At 64.5% G+C, this 18,498-nt stretch carries 23 protein-coding genes; all 23 read left to right on the plus strand.

Going from position 1 to position 18,498, the window contains the following annotated elements; translation table 11 throughout:
• Window positions 1-50 precede the first annotated feature (50 nt).
• The 23 genes from ACFLEY_RS21610 (at window position 51) to ACFLEY_RS21720 (ending at window position 18,498) form a co-directional block, all read left to right on the plus strand.
• The gene (locus tag ACFLEY_RS21610; protein ID WP_028174135.1) at window positions 51-326 is read left to right on the plus strand and encodes an HNH endonuclease; all 276 of its coding nucleotides are present in this window, start codon (window positions 51-53) and stop codon (window positions 324-326) included.
• 35 nt (window positions 327-361) lie between these two features.
• Window positions 362-670 carry a hypothetical protein gene (locus ACFLEY_RS21615; protein WP_396604772.1) on the plus strand — a complete coding sequence of 103 codons (309 nt, stop codon included), beginning with the start codon at window positions 362-364 and terminating at the stop codon, window positions 668-670.
• A gap of 79 nt (window positions 671-749) precedes the next feature.
• Window positions 750-1,241, plus strand: coding sequence for a hypothetical protein (locus ACFLEY_RS21620; RefSeq protein ID WP_396604773.1), 492 nt, complete (start codon window positions 750-752; stop codon window positions 1,239-1,241).
• Complete coding sequence (locus ACFLEY_RS21625) at window positions 1,241-2,992, plus strand: terminase TerL endonuclease subunit (RefSeq protein WP_396604774.1); 1,752 nt, start codon at window positions 1,241-1,243, stop codon at window positions 2,990-2,992. The genes ACFLEY_RS21620 and ACFLEY_RS21625 overlap by 1 nt, the downstream gene beginning before the upstream one ends.
• Window positions 2,992-4,329, plus strand: coding sequence for a phage portal protein (locus ACFLEY_RS21630; RefSeq protein WP_396604775.1), 1,338 nt, complete (start codon window positions 2,992-2,994; stop codon window positions 4,327-4,329). Before ACFLEY_RS21625 ends, ACFLEY_RS21630 begins: the two co-directional genes overlap by 1 nt.
• A complete protein-coding gene (locus ACFLEY_RS21635; protein ID WP_396604776.1) occupies window positions 4,326-5,180 on the plus strand; it encodes a S49 family peptidase in 855 nt (284 codons plus the stop codon). Before ACFLEY_RS21630 ends, ACFLEY_RS21635 begins: the two co-directional genes overlap by 4 nt.
• Before the next feature lie 96 nt (window positions 5,181-5,276).
• Window positions 5,277-6,593 carry a phage major capsid protein gene (locus tag ACFLEY_RS21640; RefSeq protein ID WP_396604777.1) on the plus strand — a complete coding sequence of 439 codons (1,317 nt, stop codon included), beginning with the start codon at window positions 5,277-5,279 and terminating at the stop codon, window positions 6,591-6,593.
• Between the two features lie 127 nt (window positions 6,594-6,720).
• A complete protein-coding gene (locus tag ACFLEY_RS21645; protein ID WP_060911903.1) occupies window positions 6,721-7,170 on the plus strand; it encodes a hypothetical protein in 450 nt (149 codons plus the stop codon).
• A gap of 63 nt (window positions 7,171-7,233) precedes the next feature.
• Window positions 7,234-7,854 (plus strand): hypothetical protein, encoded by a 621-nt coding sequence (locus ACFLEY_RS21650; protein WP_396604778.1) that lies wholly within the window; start codon window positions 7,234-7,236, stop codon window positions 7,852-7,854.
• Window positions 7,854-8,165, plus strand: coding sequence for a hypothetical protein (locus tag ACFLEY_RS21655; protein WP_060911905.1), 312 nt, complete (start codon window positions 7,854-7,856; stop codon window positions 8,163-8,165). Before ACFLEY_RS21650 ends, ACFLEY_RS21655 begins: the two co-directional genes overlap by 1 nt.
• A complete protein-coding gene (locus tag ACFLEY_RS21660; protein ID WP_060911906.1) occupies window positions 8,128-8,580 on the plus strand; it encodes a hypothetical protein in 453 nt (150 codons plus the stop codon). Before ACFLEY_RS21655 ends, ACFLEY_RS21660 begins: the two co-directional genes overlap by 38 nt.
• Window positions 8,581-8,584: 4 nt before the next feature.
• Window positions 8,585-8,959 carry a hypothetical protein gene (locus tag ACFLEY_RS21665; protein WP_060911907.1) on the plus strand — a complete coding sequence of 125 codons (375 nt, stop codon included), beginning with the start codon at window positions 8,585-8,587 and terminating at the stop codon, window positions 8,957-8,959.
• A complete protein-coding gene (locus tag ACFLEY_RS21670; RefSeq protein ID WP_060911908.1) occupies window positions 8,959-9,375 on the plus strand; it encodes a DUF3168 domain-containing protein in 417 nt (138 codons plus the stop codon). Before ACFLEY_RS21665 ends, ACFLEY_RS21670 begins: the two co-directional genes overlap by 1 nt.
• Before the next feature lie 37 nt (window positions 9,376-9,412).
• Complete coding sequence (locus ACFLEY_RS21675) at window positions 9,413-9,913, plus strand: hypothetical protein (RefSeq protein WP_396604779.1); 501 nt, start codon at window positions 9,413-9,415, stop codon at window positions 9,911-9,913.
• 40 nt (window positions 9,914-9,953) lie between these two features.
• Complete coding sequence (locus ACFLEY_RS21680) at window positions 9,954-10,421, plus strand: hypothetical protein (protein ID WP_060911910.1); 468 nt, start codon at window positions 9,954-9,956, stop codon at window positions 10,419-10,421.
• A gap of 42 nt (window positions 10,422-10,463) precedes the next feature.
• Window positions 10,464-10,883, plus strand: a complete 420-nt coding sequence (locus ACFLEY_RS21685; protein ID WP_060911911.1) for a phage tail tube protein — start codon at window positions 10,464-10,466, stop codon at window positions 10,881-10,883.
• Window positions 10,880-11,284: a gene transfer agent family protein gene (locus tag ACFLEY_RS21690; RefSeq protein ID WP_182871721.1), complete on the plus strand. Its 405-nt coding sequence runs from the start codon at window positions 10,880-10,882 to the stop codon at window positions 11,282-11,284. The genes ACFLEY_RS21685 and ACFLEY_RS21690 overlap by 4 nt, the downstream gene beginning before the upstream one ends.
• Window positions 11,281-11,466 (plus strand): hypothetical protein, encoded by a 186-nt coding sequence (locus ACFLEY_RS21695; protein WP_182871722.1) that lies wholly within the window; start codon window positions 11,281-11,283, stop codon window positions 11,464-11,466. Before ACFLEY_RS21690 ends, ACFLEY_RS21695 begins: the two co-directional genes overlap by 4 nt.
• A gap of 64 nt (window positions 11,467-11,530) precedes the next feature.
• On the plus strand, window positions 11,531-13,450 hold the full coding sequence (locus tag ACFLEY_RS21700; protein WP_396604780.1) for a hypothetical protein: 1,920 nt from the start codon (window positions 11,531-11,533) through the stop codon (window positions 13,448-13,450).
• A gap of 59 nt (window positions 13,451-13,509) precedes the next feature.
• Window positions 13,510-13,809, plus strand: coding sequence for a hypothetical protein (locus ACFLEY_RS21705; protein WP_129557577.1), 300 nt, complete (start codon window positions 13,510-13,512; stop codon window positions 13,807-13,809).
• Window positions 13,806-14,309, plus strand: coding sequence for a DUF1833 family protein (locus ACFLEY_RS21710; protein ID WP_396604781.1), 504 nt, complete (start codon window positions 13,806-13,808; stop codon window positions 14,307-14,309). The genes ACFLEY_RS21705 and ACFLEY_RS21710 overlap by 4 nt, the downstream gene beginning before the upstream one ends.
• A 14-nt stretch (window positions 14,310-14,323) precedes the next feature.
• Window positions 14,324-14,722: an NlpC/P60 family protein gene (locus ACFLEY_RS21715; RefSeq protein ID WP_396604782.1), complete on the plus strand. Its 399-nt coding sequence runs from the start codon at window positions 14,324-14,326 to the stop codon at window positions 14,720-14,722.
• Window positions 14,719-18,498 (plus strand): host specificity factor TipJ family phage tail protein, encoded by a 3,780-nt coding sequence (locus tag ACFLEY_RS21720; protein ID WP_396604783.1) that lies wholly within the window; start codon window positions 14,719-14,721, stop codon window positions 18,496-18,498. Before ACFLEY_RS21715 ends, ACFLEY_RS21720 begins: the two co-directional genes overlap by 4 nt.

Raw genomic sequence — 18,498 nt, forward strand, 5'->3', positions numbered from 1 at the left:
GCCAAGGCCCGATCACTCCCCGCGGTGTGGTCGGGCCTTTCCTTTTGTAGATGCCGCAGCCGCCCTGGAAAGCCTGGTACAAGATCGCCCGTTGGCGGCTGCTTCGTCTCAGCATCTTCCTGCGCGATCTCTACACCTGCAGGAAGTGCGGGCTGGTCGAGGGCGATAGCTCGCTGCTCGTGTGTGACCACATCAAGCCGCACCGTGGTGATGCGCAGCTGTTCTGGTGCGAGGCTAACCTGCAGACGCTCTGCAAGGGTTGCCACGATAAGCTCAAGCAGGCCGAGGAGCAGGCTAGCCTGCACACCCGCGGCGTCTGGCACTGATCGGAACGGTTATGGCAACTGCTCTGTACGAACGAATGCTCGCGTTCGATCACGGCGACGCTGAGCGCGCCGAGCTGATGCGCAAGGTGTGGAGCTGTCACCCGTGGATGGTCAATGCGTACACGGGCGGGCATTCGAGCGGTCGCGATCGTGAGTATGCCATCCTGACGTGGTGCATCGACCAGATCGGCGAGCAGTCCTCGCCAATCCATGGCAAGCCCGGCCTCTGGTATCGAGGCAGTGCAACCATCAACGGCTGGACGTGGATGGGTTTCACCAACGAAGCCGACATGAACCGCTTCATTGAGCAGTGGCCGGCGCCGCCAGGCATCATCGAGCAGTGAAGGGGTGGGGGGTGGTTAAATCCTCGCAGCCCCTCGCTCCACGGACCGGCCCCTCTCTCATTCGCAGGTTTTTTTCGTCTTGGCTGAAGTTTTTGACCTCTTTGGTGATCCCGTGCCGTCCAACTGGGGCGGGCGCGGTCGGCCTGAGCATGTGCCGACGCAGCAAAACCGGAATCGTGTCAGCCTCTTAGTCGCGCTCGGCTGGAGCGCGCCGCGGATCGCGGCGGCGCTTTACGTCACGCCGCCGACGCTGCGGAAGCATTATTTTTCCGAGCTGAAGTTTGCCGATGTCTCACGCGATCGCCTGGTCGCGCAGCTCGGTATGAAGCTGCTCGATGGCGTCAACGCCGGCAACGTCTCGGCGATCCGCGAATTCCTGAAGTACCTGGAGCGGAATGACCTGATGCTCTACGGGCAGACGCAGCAGCCGCAGAAGGCGACGCCGGCGGAGAAGGCTGCGAAGCCGGAGAAAGTCGGGAAGAAAGCCGCCGCGCTGGCGGCCGCGCATACGCCCGACGTGGGTTCGCCGATGGGCGAGCTGATGATGCGCCGACAGGGAACGCAGCACTAGTGCTCGCACCGGAACAGATCGTGCAGCCGCAGCCGTGGGACCTCTCCTGCGTCGACTGGCAGGATCGTATCCGCGAGGGGCGGTCGCTGATGCCATCGCTGCCGTTGTTCGCGGATGAGGCGGACATGGGGCAGGCGTTCTATGACGAGATCCAGCTGCCGGACGTTCCGGGCAAGCCGAAAATGCGGGACGCCTCGGGGGAGTGGTTCCGCGAGATCGTGCGCGCGTCGTTCGGGAGTTGGGACCCGATCAACAAAGTGCGCCACATTCGCGACATCCTCGCGATGGTGGTCAAAGGCTCGTCGAAAACGACGAATTCCGCCGCGCTGTTGATCGTGGCGATGCTGATGAACAAGCGGCCCCGCGGAAAGGCGCTGTTCGTCGGTCCGACGCAGGCGATCTCGACCCGCGCGTACGACCAGGCGGTCGGCATGATCGAGGAGTCGCAGGACCTCAAGCGGCGTTTCAAGACGCACGATCATGAGATGATGATTGAGGACCTCGTCACCAAGGCCGAGTGCAGCGTCAAGACCTTCGATGTCAACATCCTTACCGGCGCGATGGGCCTGTTCTTCGTGCTGCTCGACGAGATTCACCTACTCGGCAACAACCCGAAGGGTGCGAAGGTGCTGCGCCAGATACGCGGCGGCCTGGACAAGACTCCGGAGGGACTGCTCGTCATGACGACGACGCAGAGCGACGATGTTCCGGCTGGCATTTTCAAGTCGGAGCTGAAATTTGCGCGCAACGTCCGGGACGGCAAGTATCGGGGGCGGGTCATCCGGCCGATGCTGCCGATTTTGTACGAATTTCCGCCTGACATCGCGACCTTGACGCGCGAGGAGCGTCAGCAGGGTGTCGAGCACCGTTGGAAAGACCCGGTTAACTGGCCGATGGTGATGCCGAACCTCGGCCGGTCCGGCTCTTCGTTGCCGGAGTTGATCGCCGATTGGGAGGGTGAGCGGGACAAGGGCGAGGAAGCCATCCGCATCTGGGCATCGCAGCATCTCAACATCGAGATCGGGCAGGGCATCAGCAATGAAGGCTGGAGCGGCGCCGATCTTTGGGATCAGCAGGTTGACGAGAAACTCACGTTGGACTCGCTGCTCGCCCGCTGCGAGGTCGTGACGATCGGCGTCGACGGCGGCGGCCGCGACGATCTGCTCGGCCTGGCCGTTATCGGCCGTGAAAAGGAAACGCGGCATTGGCTGTCGTGGTGCTACGGCTGGGCCGACCCGATCGTTTTGCAGCGGCGCAAGGAAATCGCCGCGCAGCTCGACGATTTCGTCAAGGAGGAGTCATTTAAGATCCTCGACATCGGGGCGGCGCACGCGGATCTCGCGAGCATGGTTGCGACGGTCGTCGCGAGCGGGCTCCTGCCGGACAAGAATGCCGTCGGCATCGACCCGAACCGGGCCGCGGCTCTGTTTGAGGCGCTGTTCGGCGCCGGAGTCACCGAGGACATGATCCGCCGGCTGCTGCAAGGCCCGGCGCTGGCACCGGCGGTCTACGGGCTCGACATCAAGCTCGCCGATGCGACCTATTTCCACGCCGACCAGGCGCTGATGACGTGGGTTGTCGGCAACGCCAAGGTCGAGCAGCGCGGCAATGCCGACATGATCACCAAGCAGGTCGCCGGCCGCGCCAAGATCGATCCGCTGATCGCGCTCCTGCAGGCGACGATCCTCATGAGCTGGAATCCTTCGGCCGGCATGCTCGTGACCGGCGCCGACATGCTGACGGTGATCTGATGGGCTTGCTTTCCGGTCTCGGCAACGCGCTGCGGGTGATGGCCGATACGATCGACATCACCAAGCCGCGCGACCAGTTGGACCCGCAATATTGGGGCGCTCTCGGCGGTGATTTCTCGGCTGCCGGCGTCGTGGTCAATGACCGGACCGTGTCGCAGCTTGGCGCCGTGCAGTCGGTCCGCTATGGCATGTCGTCGGCGCTGTCGACGCTGCCGGTTTCGGTCTATCGCAAGGGGCCCAAGGGCTCGCGCACGGCGCTGCCGGACCATCCGTTGACCCGGCTGCTGTCGGCGAAGCCGAACGGAGTCACCAAGCCCGGCGAGTTCATTTCCGAGGTCGGCTGGCATCTGTCCTACTATCGCAATGCGTTCTGCCGGATCTTGCCGCCAAGTGATCGGCTCGGCCTCGAACCCTACGGGCTCGGCGGCCTCGAGATCCTGCATCCGCGCCGCCTGGCGCAGATCGAGCGCCGCTATGACGGTCGGCTCTATTACACATTCAATCCGCCGGCGACGATCGTCCAGAACGCGTCGCTGGCGCCGGTCACCTATCGCGAGGACGAGATTTGGCACCTGCGCGGCAACCCGCTGCGCGAGGATGGGCTGCTCGGCGAGCCGGTCTGGGAAACCGCGCGCAACGTGTTCGCGCGCGCCATCGCCGTGCACGAATATGGCGACATCTGGTTCGCCAATTACGGTGGCACTGGCGGCATTATCGAGCATCCCGGCACCTTCAAGGACAAGGACGCCGAGCGCGATTTCCTCGAAACCTGGCGCCGCAACGGCACGGGGCGCAACCGTCACCGCGATCGTCTGCTGAAATACGGCGGCAAATACGTCCAGCTGAAGGTCACCAATTCCGAGGCGCAGCTGCTGGAGACCGAGGACGCCGCCGATACCGCCGTGTTCGGCCTGTGGAGCTATCCGCCGCATCGCGCCGGTCGCCTCAAGCGCTCGACCAACAACAATATTGAGCAGCAGTCGCTCGATTTCGTCATCTACTGCCTGGCGCCGCTCGCCATCGCGCTCGAGCAGGGTGCCGAGGGTGATCTCCTCCTCGACAACGACGACAACAGTCTGTTTGTCGAGTTCAACTTCGCAGGCCTGCTGCGCGGCGATCTCAAGACCCGCTACGCGGCCTATCTGATGGGCCGGCAGGGCGAATGGCTGTCCGCCAACGACATCCTGCGCCGCGAAAACGAGGAGCTGCGGACCGACCCCGGCGGCGACGAGTACAAAAACCCGCTGACCAAGGACTCCGGCGCCGCGGCCGCTGCTGCTGGCGACGAAAACGCCGACCAGTCTTCCGACCAGGAGCAAGACGACAATGGCAAATGACAACCGCGCCGAGCTGCCAGGTCATCGCGCAGATCACGTCGATCGATGCCGTCGTATCGATCGAGGTTTCCGCAATCCTCAACGGCCTGTCGAGCATCGAGGCGCGCGAGGCTACGCTCGCTGCGACCACGCAGACGGTTGCGACGCAGCCGAGCAAGATCGCGTTGATCGGCGTCTACGGTGGCCTGACGCCGCGGGGCTCCTGGTACGGGTCGAGCCTGTCGGGCATCGCTGCGAGCGCGACACGGGCCGCCGACGACGCCGATGTCGCCGGCATCATCGCCGACGTCGACAGCCCTGGTGGGACGGTGTCCGGCACGGCGGAAGCGGCTGCGGCCTTTGCCTATGCGGCCTCCAAAAAGCCGGTCGTGGCCGTGGTCAATACGTTGGCGGCGTCGGCGGCCTACTGGATCGCATCGCAGGCCTCCGAGCTGGTGATCTCGCCGTCCGGCGACGTGGGCTCGATCGGCGCGATGATCATGCATCAGGACATTTCCGGCTGGCTGGAGCAGATCGGCCTCAAGATGACGCTGATCCGGTCCGAGCAGTCGCCGATGAAGAACGAGGCGCATCCGTTTGCTCCGCTTTCGGATGACGCGCGCAACTTCCTGCAGGGTCGTGCCAACGCCGCGGGCGCCGATTTCGTGAAGGCGGTGGCTTCCGGCCGCAAGGTCTCGCAGGCCAAGGTCAAGGACGAATTCGGCCAGGGCCGCGTGTTCGGCGCCAAGGAAGCCATGGCCCGCGGCATGGTCGACCGCGTCGCGACGCTCGACAGCGTCATCGCCGGCATGGTCGCGGGAATGCCGACCCGCGCGGCCTCGCGCCGGCGCTCGGCGCTGATGTTCGACTAGCGTTTTCCGAAAATCTCGGTTGCCCACCCGCGTCGCCGGACAGCGGGAGTGCGGGCTCTCTTGTCCGGCGTCATCACAACAGGAGTTGTTGATCCCATGAAAAAGGATCTTAAGAAGCTGCGCCATGCCCGCGCCGAGAAGGCGAAGGCTGGCAAAATCGCGCTCGACCAGCTCAATGCGCTGCTCGGCAAGGACAACGCGACTGACGCGGAAAAGGCGCAGATCACCACACTCGAGGGGCAGGTCGATGCGCTCGAGGCTGAGGTTGCCGCGCTCGACGGCGAGATTTCGGCCGAGGAAAAGGCCGTGCGCCGCGCCACCCTGTTTTCGACCTCGTCGCTCGGTGGGGGCCCGGCGCTCGCGACAATCGTGAACGATACCGATCCGGCGCGGACCGCGGGCTTCCGCAGTCTCGCCGAGTTCGCCGTCGCCGTGCGCAATCTGCAGGTCAATGGTGTCGCGGATCCGCGCTTCGCGGCCGCGGCGACTGGCTATCAGCAGAATCAGGGATCGTCGGGTGAGGGCGTGCTGGTTCCGACCGAATGGCGCGAGCAGATCTGGTCGCTGGTGTTTGCCGACAATGATCTGCTTGGCTTCTGCAACCCGGAGCCGACGCAGGGCAACACGGTCGGCATCGTCAAGGACGAGACCACGCCGTGGGGCGCGGCCGGCGTCCAGGCGGCCTGGCGCTCGGAAGGCACGCAGATGATCGCGAGCAAGGCGGCCCTGACGCCTGAGATCATCCAGCTGCACGAGCTCTACGCCTTCGTGCTCGCGACCAACGAAGTCCTGGAGGACGCGCCGCGGTTGCAGAACCGCATCACCGTCCAGGCGGCCCGCGCGATCCGCTGGAAGTTGTTCGAGGCGGTGTGCTGGGGCGACGGCAACGGCAAGCCGCTCGGCTTTATGAACTCGCCGGCGCTGGTTACGGTCGCCGCCGAAGGCGGCCAGACCGCGACCACCATTGTCGCGGCCAACATCCTCAAGATGATGGCGCGCCTGTTCGAGATGCCCGGCGGCAACCCGATGTGGCTCGCGAACCGCGACACCATCCCGCAGCTCGGCCTCATGACCATCGGCAACAATGCGGCCTATCTGCCGATCAACCAGGCGCTGACCGGATCGCCGTTCAAGAACATCCTGGCGGGCGATCCGCTGCTGTTCAATGAACACTGTCAGACCTTGGGCACCAAGGGCGATATCGTGCTGGCCGATCTCTCCGGCTACGCGCTGGCGACCAAGCAGGGCGGCGGCATCGACTTTGCTGCGTCGATCCACCTGTTTTTCGACCAAAACCTGACGGCGTTCCGCTGGATCCTCCGCGCGGGCGGCCAGCCCTATCTGTCCGGCCCCGTCGCGGCCGCGAAGGGCGCCAGCAGCAAGTCGCACTTCGTCGCTCTGGCAAGCCGCTAAATCCCGCCTGTCGTCCAACCAGAAACAGGCCGCCCCGGAAACGGGGCGGCTTTTTGCTGTCTAGGGTAGAGGCTTGCGCAATCGGCGCCTGCCTTGTTTCCAACCTTCCAGAGCATAGGGAAAAACAATGTCTGGACCCGCATTGAGGCCGTCGCAGCGCGTCGGCATTGTCGGCTTCATCAGTCCCGTATCGCAGGCGGCCGGCACCGTCACGTCGGGGTGGATGGATGCCACCACGTTTCACAACTTCTTGGTTGCGTTGAAAACCGGCGTGCTCGGTGCTGCGGCGACCGTGGATGCCAAGCTGCAGCAGGCGACCGACAATGCTGGCACCGGCGCCAAGGATGTCACGGGCAAGGCGATAACCCAGCTGGTGAAGGCCTCCAACGACAACAACCAGGTCACGATCGATCTCAAGCAGGAAGATCTCGACTTCAACAACGGCTTCAAGTGGTTTCGCGTGTCGGTGACCGTCGGCGCCGCGGCATCGTTGGTCGATGCCACCGTGCTCGGATTCGATCCGCGTTACGGTTTTGGCACCGACAACGACTTGGTCTCCGTGGTGCAAAACGCCTGATTTCGCTGCAAGACTAGCGGCTCGGCGCTTGTGCCGGGCCGCATATCTTCCTCGAGGCCGTCAATGCTCCGCATCGTCACCCCGCCGGCGGGCTACCCTGTGACCCTGGCTGAAGCCAAGGCGCAGTTGCGTGTCTCGGACTCGAGCAATGACCTGATGATTGGGGCGCTGATTCCGGCGGCGACAAAATTCTGCCAGTCGTTGGTCCAGCGCGTGTTCGTGCTGCAGACGCTGGAATGGGTGCTGCCGTGCTGGCGCGCCGCGCTCGAGCTGCCGATCGCGCCCGTCCTCGCCGACCAGGTTGCCTCGATCAAATATGTGGACTGGAGCACGGAGACGCAGGCGACGCTCGATCCGTCCGCCTATGTGGTACAGACCAAGGGCGATAGCGTGCAGATCGTCCCGAAATTCGGCACCTACTGGCCGCCGCTGTTTGCCCGCTCGCCGGAGCCCGTCGTGATCCGGTTCGATGCCGGCTATGAGGACCCCGCCGACCTGCCGGGCAATGTCAAGGTCGCTATCCTCCTGATGCTGCGCCATCTCTACACCATGGGCGAGGCAAGTCTGACGCTGACGAGCGAGACCGTTTTCGGCGTCGGGCAGCAGCAATTCTCCGTGCCGGCCAACCTTGCAACCCTGATCCCCGACGCGGTTCGCAACCTGATGCTCGACGAGGTCTGGTGATGTCGCGAAGTGTCGTTCTACTGCCTCGTACCGCGCGTCACGTCTGGCCGCCGAAAGACCCGGCCGAGCGCCGCATCGAATATGCGGTCGACTGGACCGCGCGCCTTGCCGACGGCGATGCGCTGGCGGCCTCGACCTTCGCGCTGCCGTCCGGCCTGGTCGCCGAGAATGCCAGCAACACGGACAAGGTCGCGACCGTGCAGATCTCCGGCGGAGCGGCTGGACAGGCCTACGAGATCGTCAACCGCGTCACCACGGCCAAGGGCGCCGAGCTTGAGCAGGCGATCCGCCTACGGGTCAAGACCCGTTGATATCGATGCGCTCGTCGCCATCGCACTCCGGCGCCTGCAGCTGCGCCGGCTGCTCGTCGCGGTCGAGCGCGACCCGTCAATTCTGGAGGTGATCGACATGAACCGGACCATCAAGCGCCCGATCGAGCTGGCGGGCTTTGCCGGCCGCCTGGCGCGCGCCGAGCGGCAGGAGGCCGATCTCGCCGTCACCGGCCAGCGCTATGACACGGTGCTGGCCGACATCGACGATCAGCACGCCGCCCTGAAAACCCATGTTGGATCGCTCGAGGTTACCCGCTCGGCGCTCGACCAGGTCATCGCTCGCATGACGGCCGGGAGCAACGGCGGCCCAAACGATGGTGGGGACTCCTCGAGCGGCTCGACCGGCGATGTCGGGCAGGTGATCACGTCTGAGACCGGCAAGGGCGAGGGCTGACCCGATGATGTCCGCGGCCGCCTCGATCGCGCAGCTCGACCGCTTCCTTGCCGCCTATGGCGAGGACATCGTGCTGACGCGGGAGGATGACGACAACAACATCATCGCAACCGTCACCTGCCGCGCGCGCCCTGATCGCACCAAGGCGGACGATGCGCCGTCCGGCATCAAGCGGAGCGGCTTCAACCTGATCCTGTCTCCGACGCCGCTGCTCGCGGCGGGGTGGCCGGATGGCGATCCCGCCAACATCGTGCCGCGCGAGAACGAGGGCGACAAGATCGCGCTCGATGGCTCCGAGCGGCGGCAGACGGTGGTCTGGGTCGATGCCAAGAAAATCAACAACCAGGTCGTTCGCATCGACCTCAGGATCTCCGGCTGATGTCGTTCACGGACCCGGCGGCGGACCTGCGAGCTGTGATCGAGGCTAAGCTGCGCGCCGATCAGGTGCTCACTGCAATGATCGACGGCCGCATCTTCGATCGCGTCCCCGCCAAGCCTGACTATCCCTTAGTGACGATCGGCAACATGCAGGTCATCCCGGAATCGGCCGATGGCGTCGATGCGGCCGAAACCGCCGTCACCATCCACGTCTGGGACCAGTTCAAGCAGGTGGACAAGTCGCGCCAGGTCGGCGGCGCCGTGATCAATCTGCTGCATGACGAGCAGCTGCAGACGGTGAGCAGCGGCACGCAATCGGTCCTGCTCGAAAGCGCCAGTTACCTGCGCGATCCGGACGGCGTCACCAACCATGCGGTGCTGACCTTCTCGATCCTGACCGACGCCAACGCGCTCTGATTTCTTTTCCTGCGTCCCTCTCAAACTGGAGCTAGCCATGACGTCCCTCAACACCATCGTGCGTGCCTCGATAGCGTCTGTGAACAAGAAGACCCTCGACGGCCGCGATGTCGTCGACCGCATGCCGGATGCGGCCGATATCCAGCTCGGCAGCGGTACCGGCTACGGCAAGGCTGATATCGCCTTCATCGACACCCGCACGCTGGCGGCCTCGACCAGCGAGAACCTCGATCTCGCCGGCGCGCTGGTCGATGCCTTCGGTACCACCATCGTGGCCGCCAAGGTCAAGGCGATCATGATCGAAAACCCGGAAGCGTCGCTTTCGACCCTGACGGTCGGCGCGGCAGCCTCGAACACCTTCAATGGTCCGTTCTCCAGCGCCACCCATTCGGTCGACATCAAGCCTGGCGACCGTGTGCTGTTCGCCAGCCGGACCGGATGGCCCGTCACTCCTGCGACCGGCGACATCCTCAAGGTCGCCAATGGCGCCGGCGGCAGCGTCAACTACAACATCGAGATCATCGCGGCGTCGGCGTAATCGTTCGGCGCACTCGATCACAGCGGGGGGAGTTCTCGCCATGGGCAACAACGCCAGCGTCAAGCAGTTCAAGACCGACATGCAATCGCTGGCGGCCCAGATGAAGCGCAACATGCGCAATGATCTTGTTGCGCAGGGCACCGAGCTCGTCGGCAACATCCAGCTGGCGATCGAGCACAACGAAACCTATCACCTGCACGATTCCGTGCGGATGAAGGACGTCTCGACCGACACCAAGCCGACAGTCCTTGTGCTCGCCGGCGGGTCGAAAACGACCAAATACACCGCGGCTGGGCCGTTCGATTATGCGCTGGCCGAGGAGTTCGGTACCGTCAAGGAGACGGCGCGGCCGTTCTTCTACTCGACCGTGCGCATGTACAAGAACGGTTTTCGCGAAGGCGTGCGTGAGACCTTCGAAGAGACCATCGCCGAGAACAACAAGGTCCGCGCCACGCGGACTGCCGGCCACTCCGGCGCCTATCGCGGCGCGTTCACGCTGCGTCGCTGATCGAAATCTTCACCCGAAACCGCACTTAGGAGAACCGCTGCCATGACGCAGGCCTCGACGCTGAAATTTTCGCAGTTCCTGATCAAGCTCGGCAATGGTGCCGCACCCGAGGTATTTTCGGCGCCGTGCGGTCTGAATTCGCGCGGCTTCTCGCGGACGGCCGCAACCAACGACACCAACGTGCCGGACTGCGACAATCCCGACGCTCCGTCCTGGCTCGAGCGCGATGTCGTCTCGCTTTCCGGCCAGATGACGGGCTCCGGCGTCGTGGCCGACGAGGATTTCGACATTTGGAATTCCTGGTTCGAATCCGGTGTGTCGAAAACGGTCCAGGTCACACTGGGTACGCGGACCTGGCAGGGCAAGGCGATACTGTCAAAGCTCGACATTACCGCTCAGCGTGGCCAGCGCGTAACCTTCTCGGCCACGCTCGACAGCGATGGTGAGATCGCCCTGCAATGAGCGGGTCGATCGAGTTGACCTGGGGCAGCGGTCTCCAGTCCTTCAAGTTTGGGTTGGGGCAGTTTCGTGCGCTCCAGGAGAACGTCAACCGGCGGCGCCTTGCGATCGGGGCTCCGCTACTCGGCCCGATGGACCTGGTCGAGGCGCTAAAGGCGCGGAATGTTTGGCCCGACGATCTGCGCGACATCCTGCGGATCGGCCTGATCGGCGGCGGTATGGCGCCGCGCGATGCGCACCTCGAGATGACGCAGTCGTTCGACGACACGCCGCCGCTCGAGCACGTCAAGCCGGCGCTCGCGGTGCTGCTCGCCGGCCTGGTCGGGCCGCCGGCGGCCGAGGGCGGTGACGAGGCAAAAAAAAAGACGCCGGACCCGAAGGCGGCGCCGTCGATTTCGCCGTGATCTACGGCAACGGCGCGGCGATGGGTTTCTCGCCAGACCAGGTCGACCACATGTCGTTCTGGCAGTTCCGCGCCTGCATCGACGGCTTCAACAAGGCGAACGGCGCCGAGGAAGTCATCCCGCCGCCGACCGATGCTGAGTTCGATGCGCTCCTCGAAGGTAGAAACCTGAATGTCGGCTGATCTTGTCGCTGTGCTCGGGGCTCGCCTCGACCAGTTCTCGTCTGATCTCGATCAGGCGGGGAACATGGCCGATGACGCGATTTCGCGCATCGAATCTGCCTTCGATAGCCTGAACCCCGGCTTTGCTGGCCTGTCCGGTCTCGGCGCCGTGCTCGGTGGCGCCACGGCTGCCGCGGGCGCGCTGTTCGCGGCGTTGACCAGCATCAATGCCGAGGTCGCCGCCATCGGCAGGAACGCAGAATTTGTCGGCCAGACAGTCGAGGACTTCCAGCGCACGCTGTTCGCGGCCGGGCAGGGCGGCGTCTCCGACAAGCAGGCGACGACCGATTTGCGCAACCTTGCCAGCCTGCTGGCCGACGCCAAGCAAAATGAAAACTCGCTGACGAAGCTGCTCGACGCCAACAACGTCAAATATAAGGATCGCGCCGGCCAGGTCATCAGCACCAATGAAGCCATTAAGGCGGCGGGCGATCTGATCAATCGCTTTCCATCGCTGCCGGAGAAGGTCAAGGCCGCCGAGATGCTCGGCCTATCCGAGGGCTGGGTACGGGCGCTGCATGATGGGGGCGCCGCGTTCGATGCCCTGGCCGGCAAGGCTGATGCCGCCGGCGTCGTAATCGACGGCGCCACGGTCGCCAAGGCCGAATTATTCGAGCGCGCCTGGTCGCAATCGATGGATGCTTGGGGGCGCCAGTTCAAGGCCGTCGCCGGCGACGTTGCAGTCGCGCTCAGTGGCCTGATCGATCAGGCCGCCGACGTTATCGCCAGGCTCGCGGCCGCCAATGGCGCTGCGCCTGGCAGCGGCCAGGACAAGTTCAATGCGCTGGCCGACGCCGCCGACGTGGCGCGCAAGGAAGCGCTCGGCCTGGCGCAGGACGTCGACCAGCTGACGCGCGTGATCGATCGTATGGCTAAGACCGGCGGTGATCCCGACATCATCGCGGGGCTGGAGGCGGCGCGCTTCAAGGCGCAGGTTTTCCGCATGGAATTGGAGAAGGCGCAAGCCGCTGCGGCCAAAACCGAATTTCCGGATGGCGTGCCGCTGCCTGGCGCCAGGCCGGCGGCCGCCGATGCGCCGGATCCGAATGCGGCGCAGTTGCCGGTCCGCAAAAAGGCCAGTGAGGCGCGCGACCAGTTCGACATCGCGGTCGACGACATCACCAAGCGGACGGCCACGATCAAAGCCGATACTGCGGCCATGTTCGAAAACAATGTGGCGCAGGCGCAGATGCGGGCAGAATTCCGCGAGTTGACCGCGATCATGCGCGACAATGGCGAGGTGACGCAGGAGCAAATCGACAAGTACGAGGAGTTGCGCAAGACGATGTCGGCGCAGCAGGCACTTGAGGCGGCCGGAATCACCCTGACGGCCGATCATGCGGCGAAGTTCATTAGCTCGTCGCAGGCAATCGCCAGCGCGACGGCCTCTTACGACGCGGCTCGCAAAGCCCTGACTGACATCAATAACGCCAGCGCGCAGGTCGGCAATGCGCTGTCGACCGCGTTCGCTGACGCTGTCGTCGAGGGCAAGAGCCTTAACGACGTGCTTTCAAATCTCGCCAAAACCCTGGAAAAGGCGGCGATCAACTCATTGTTTAGTTCGGTATTCAATGCGCCGGCGGCCGGCGGGCCGTCTGCCTTCGCGTCGCTGTTTCGGGGTTTCATCCCTGGCTTTGCCGAGGGCACTGACTCTGCGCCAGGTGGCCTTGCCTGGGTCGGTGAGAACGGCAAGGAATTGGTGAATTTGCCGCGTGGGTCGCAGGTCATTCCAAACGACATCGTTCGCCAGCATGGCGGCAGTGACGTCACGGTCAATCTGATCGAGGATGCAAGCCGCGCCGGCCAGACGCAGAAGCGCAACAACGGCAGCGACGGCTTTGACCTGACCGTGTTTGTCGACTCGATCACGGCAAAGAACATCGGCAATCCCGGTAGTGCAACCCGGCAAACGCTCGGCATGGCCGGCAGATTAGCATCACGCTAATGGCGGATCCCTGGCCCGATACTCTCCCGCAGTGTTTCGTCGTCGGATACTCCGAGGGTTTGCCCGATGGCGTCGCCGAGGTGACGCCGGATATCGGGCCGCCGATCTCGCGCGGGCGCTCGAGCGCAATGGCTCGGCCACTGTCCGGTCAGATGCGGATGACGCGCGCGCAGATCGCGACGCTTAAGGCCTTCGTCGAGGTGACACTCGATCGGGGTGCGCTGCCGTTCGAATTCCCGGATCCGACCGAGGTCGGCGAGACTTTGCTGGTCAAGTTCGCCAAGGGCGACAAACCGAGTTGGCAGCAGGTCGCCGCCGGCGTCTATCGTGTCGGCATCACGTTGACGGTGCTGCCGTGAGGGTGCTTTCGCTGAACATGCGCCAGGCGCTGTTTTCGCAGGAAACCGGCGAGGTGCCGATCTTCCTGCTGACGATCACGCATGCCGAGCTCGAGGATCCGATCCACCTGACCACGGATCCGACGACGCGGTTTTCCGACGTGCCGCTGGTCTATGGCACGATGAGCCGCGGCGTGCAGTTTCTTTATGCCGGCATCGATGTGACGCTGCCCGATGAGCAGGACAAGGCGCCGCCGGCATCAAAACTGACAATCGCCAACGTCACGCGCGAATTGATCCCGCTGGCGCGGTCGGTGTCGACGCCGCCGTCGGTCAAGATCGAGGCGGTGCTCGCCTCGGCGCCCGACGCCGTCGAGATGATCTGGCCGGCGATGGATATGTCGAATCTGACCTATGACGCGTCGTTTCTGCAGTTCGATTTGACGATGGATGCGCTGGTGACCGAACCTTATCCGAGCGGCACGTTCTCGCCAGCGTCGTTCCCTGGGCTGTTCTACTAGCGATGCTGGCGCAAGTGGGGGCGTTCGATCGCTTCGTCGGCATTCCCTATGCCGACAAGGGCAGGGGCGATGCGGTCGATTGCTGGGGGCTGGTGTGCCGGGTGTTCCTCGAGCTGCGCGGCATCGCGCTGCCGTCCTATGCCGAGGCCTATGCCACGGCCGAGGATGCCAGGGCGATTGCGCGCCTGGTCGCCGGCGAGCTCGAGCCGTGGCAGCCGGTCGCGCAAGGCGCCGAGGAGCCTTTCGACTGCGTGCTGATGAAGGAATACGGGCTGCCTCGGCATATCGGCGTCGTGACGCAGCCAGGCTTGGTGCTGCACGTGCAGCGCGGCGGCACCTCGGTGATCGAGCGTTATCGCGCTGGTCCGCTCCGGCTTCGCATGGTCGGCTTCTACAGATTGCGGGCGGCATGAACGCGATCACGCAACGCGCCTTAAATGGCGAGATCCTGACGCCGCGCGATCAGGTGCGTGTCGTCGGCAAGACGCATCCGCTCAACGGCGGGCGCGTCGACGTGCTGCTGCCGTCCGGATTGACGATCGTCGAGATCCTGCGCGAGGCGCTGGCAAGTCATCCGGAGCTGCAGGCGCGGCGCGATTTCGTCGTGCATCTCGACGGCCATGTCGTCGCCGAGGCAAACTGGCATCGCATCCGGGTCAAGAGCGGCGTTACCGTGACCTTTGTGCCGCGGCTGCAGGGCGGCGCAAACATCTGGCGCAGCATTCTGACCATCGTCGTTGCCATCGCGGCCTATACGTTTGCCGGGCCGATCGCCGGAAGCTTGACCATCGCCGGCTTTGCCATCACGGGGACCGCTCTGGCGATCGCGACTGCTGTGGTCGCCGGCGGCATCATGCTGGCGGGGACGCTGGCGATCAATGCGCTGTTCCCGGTGCGGCCGCAGGAGGTCGCTGACAACGCCAAATCGACGTCATTGAACTCGATCCAGGGCGCGCAAAATCAGGCGGCGCCGTTCGCCGCGATCCCGGTCGTGCTCGGGACGCATCGGCAGTCACCGTTCTATGCCGCGCGGCCGTACACCGAAATCGTCGGCGACGATCAATATCTGCGCCTGCTGTTCTGCTGGGGTTATGGCCCGCTCGCAATCGACGACATCAGGATCGGCGAGACGCCGCTCGCATCATTCGATGACGTCGAGATCCAGACCTATTCCGGTTATGTCTGGGAGCCGGCGCCGACGCTGTATCCGTCGCAGGTCGACGAGCAGGCGCTCTCGATCGACCTTAAATCCGTTGACAGCTGGCAGAGCCGCCTGACCGTGCCGGATACGACCGAGATCTCGCTCGACTTCCTGGCGCCGGAGGGGATTTTCCAGGTCAACAAAGAGACCGGCAATTTTGATCCGTTCCAGGTGCGGATCGATTTCGAATATCGCCCGGTCGGCAGCGGGCCGTTTTTCCCGCTGGGCACGCTGACCTTTGGCCGCTCGACCAGCCCGGCGCGGCTCGGCACGCGCGCCGCCGTTGCTGTCGGGCAATACGAGGTGCGCGCGCGCAAGGTCACCGACGACACCAACAAAGAGAACATCAAGGAAGCCGTCACCTGGACCGCGCTGCGCTCGATGCGGACGGTCGCGCCGTTGAATTTTCCGCAGCCGCTGGCGCTGACGGCGCTGCGCATCAAAGCGACCGGCCAGCTTAACGGCGTCGTCGCGACCTTGAACGGGATCTGCAGCTCGCGCGTCAAGGCCTGGAATGGTGCGGCCTGGGTCGACAATACCGTGTCGCAATGGCCGCCGGATCTGTTCCGACACGTGCTGCAGGGTCCGGCCAATGCGCGGCCGGTCGCCGACGCTGGCATCGATCTCGAAGGCCTGCAGGAATGGTCGGCCTATTGCGTCGCCAACGGCTTCAAATTCAATCAGGTGCTGACCGCGGCCGGCTCGGTTTATGACAAGCTCGCCGACATCGCCGCCGCGGGCCGCGCCGTCGTCACGTTCGTCGACGGCAAATGGGGGGTGATCTGGGATCGGCCGGCCGATTCCATCGTGCAGCATTTCACGCCGCGCAACTCCTGGGGGTTCCAGGGGCAAAAGCCCTATGCGCAAAAGCCGCACGGCTGGCGCGTCGCTTTCATCAATGAGGCGAACGGCTACACGCAAGATGAGCGGATTGTCTATGACGACGGCTATGACGAGACCAACGCGACGCTGTTTGAGGGCCTGCAGTTTCCCGGCGTTACCGATCCGGACCAGATCTGGAAGCTCGGCCGGTTCCATCTCGCGCAGTCGCGCCTAAGGCCGGAAAAGATCAGCCTCAACGTCGGCTGGGAACACCTGGTCTGCACGCGCGGCGATCGCGTGCGCGTCACCCATGACGTGCTGCTGATCGGCCTTGCCGCCGGCCGTATCAAGTCCATTGCCGGCCAGGTGGTGACGTTCGACGAGCAGGTCACGATCGAGGCCGGCAAGAGCTATGCGATGCAGTTTCGCATCGCCGCCGATGCCAGGATCGTCGATCGCGCGGTCGACGAGGCGACCGCGGCCGGCGATTATTTCAGCCTGACCCTGGTCGGCGATCTCTCTGGCCTCGCCGCGGGCGACCTGTTCGGCTTTGGCGAAAGCGAGCGGGTGTCGGCAAATTACCGCGTGCAGGGGATCAAGCATCAGAAAGACCTGGTGGCGACGCTGACGCTGGTCGACGATGCGCCGGAGATCTCGCAGGCCGACCAGGGCGAGATCCCGGCCTATGATCCGCATGTCAGCGTTCCCGCCGATCCGTTCGCGCTGCCGCCGCGCGATCTCACGTATCTCGAGGTCGTCGACGGCAAGGATGCCTCGGTGCGCGCGCTGGTGCGGCTGTCCTGGCAGGTGCCGCGGTTCGGTAACATCGCCTCTTTCGAGGTGCAGCAGCGCGACGACGACGCCGGCGGCGCCTTTGTCACGGTCGCGACCGTTCCGGCGCCGCAGACCACGGCGGACGTTGCGCTGATCTCGGCCGGCGTTTGGAGTTTTCGGGTTCGCTGCCTTTTCACGGATGGCACGGCCTCGGATTGGGCTTCGCTGATCGGCCTGCAGCTAGCGGGGCTGTCGAGCGCGCCAGGTGACGTCACCAACCTGCATATCCGCACGCTGGACGGCCAGACCGTGCTGGACTGGACCACGGTCGTCGATCCGCGCACCATTACTTATGAAATCCGCAAGGGCACCAGCTGGGACACGGGCCTGGTCGTCGCCGATGCCGTGGCGCAACCGCCCTGGGCGGTGACGGGCGATGGCACCTATCACGTTCGTGCCTATGTGCTGTCGCCGTTCGGCGCCAGGATCTACAGCACGGCGACCACGTCGATCACGGTCGCGGACTCCGTGATCGCGCGCAACATCATCGTCAGCAATGACGAGCAGGCCTCCGGATGGCCGGGCGGCCTCGAGGGCGGCGTGATCTCGGGGAGTTTCATCAAGACCGATCCGATCGGCAGCATCTCGGAAGCGTGGGCGGCCGAGATCGTCAGTCAACTCGAGCTCGACGGTTTGCATATTGCGATCTATCTGGCGCCGACCACGGTCGACATCGGCCGCGCCGCCGAGTGCCGGTTCTGGACGTTGTTCGAAGCCTCCGGCGTGTTGCAGGGCGACGACTTCCTGGCTCAAGCCGACGTGCTTGGATCGCAGGATATCCTCGGCACCTCGCCGACGCGCTATATCGAGGCGTTTCCGATCTGGCGCTTTGCCTCGAGCGGCGACGTCGACGTATTCGGTCCGTCCGACGTGTTCGCTCCGACCGATGTGTTTCGCGCTGGCATCGAATGGAACGATTGGGTTCGGATCGCGCAAGGCACGCGGGTGGCGCGCTTCTTTCAGCCTGGCTTCGTTCTGATCACAAACCGCGAGGATACCGACGCGACCGGGACGAAGTTCGAGTGGTTCGTCGACGTGCCCGATCGGACCGATGATTATACCGAGCTCGAGGTGCCCGACACGGGCCTGGCGCTGACATTCTATCCCGGCGGCTATGACCAGACGCCGACGCCTGGCGTCGCGGCCTTGCCGTTCGCCGGCGGTCCGAATGGCGCAACCGTGCCGCACGTGCAGCGCGCAATCGTCGGCGGCAGCGATGGCGATGAGGTCAAGATCACGGCTCTGACGCTGACGGGTTGCACTGTCCATGTCGTCAACGCCGGCGCCAACGTCACGCGCGGCGGCGTCAACCTGCTTGTTAGAGGCTATTGA

Origin of the sequence: Bradyrhizobium sp. YCK136 (genome assembly GCF_044570075.1) — a bacterium.
GTDB classification, from domain to species: Bacteria; Pseudomonadota; Alphaproteobacteria; order Rhizobiales; family Xanthobacteraceae; genus Bradyrhizobium; species Bradyrhizobium diazoefficiens.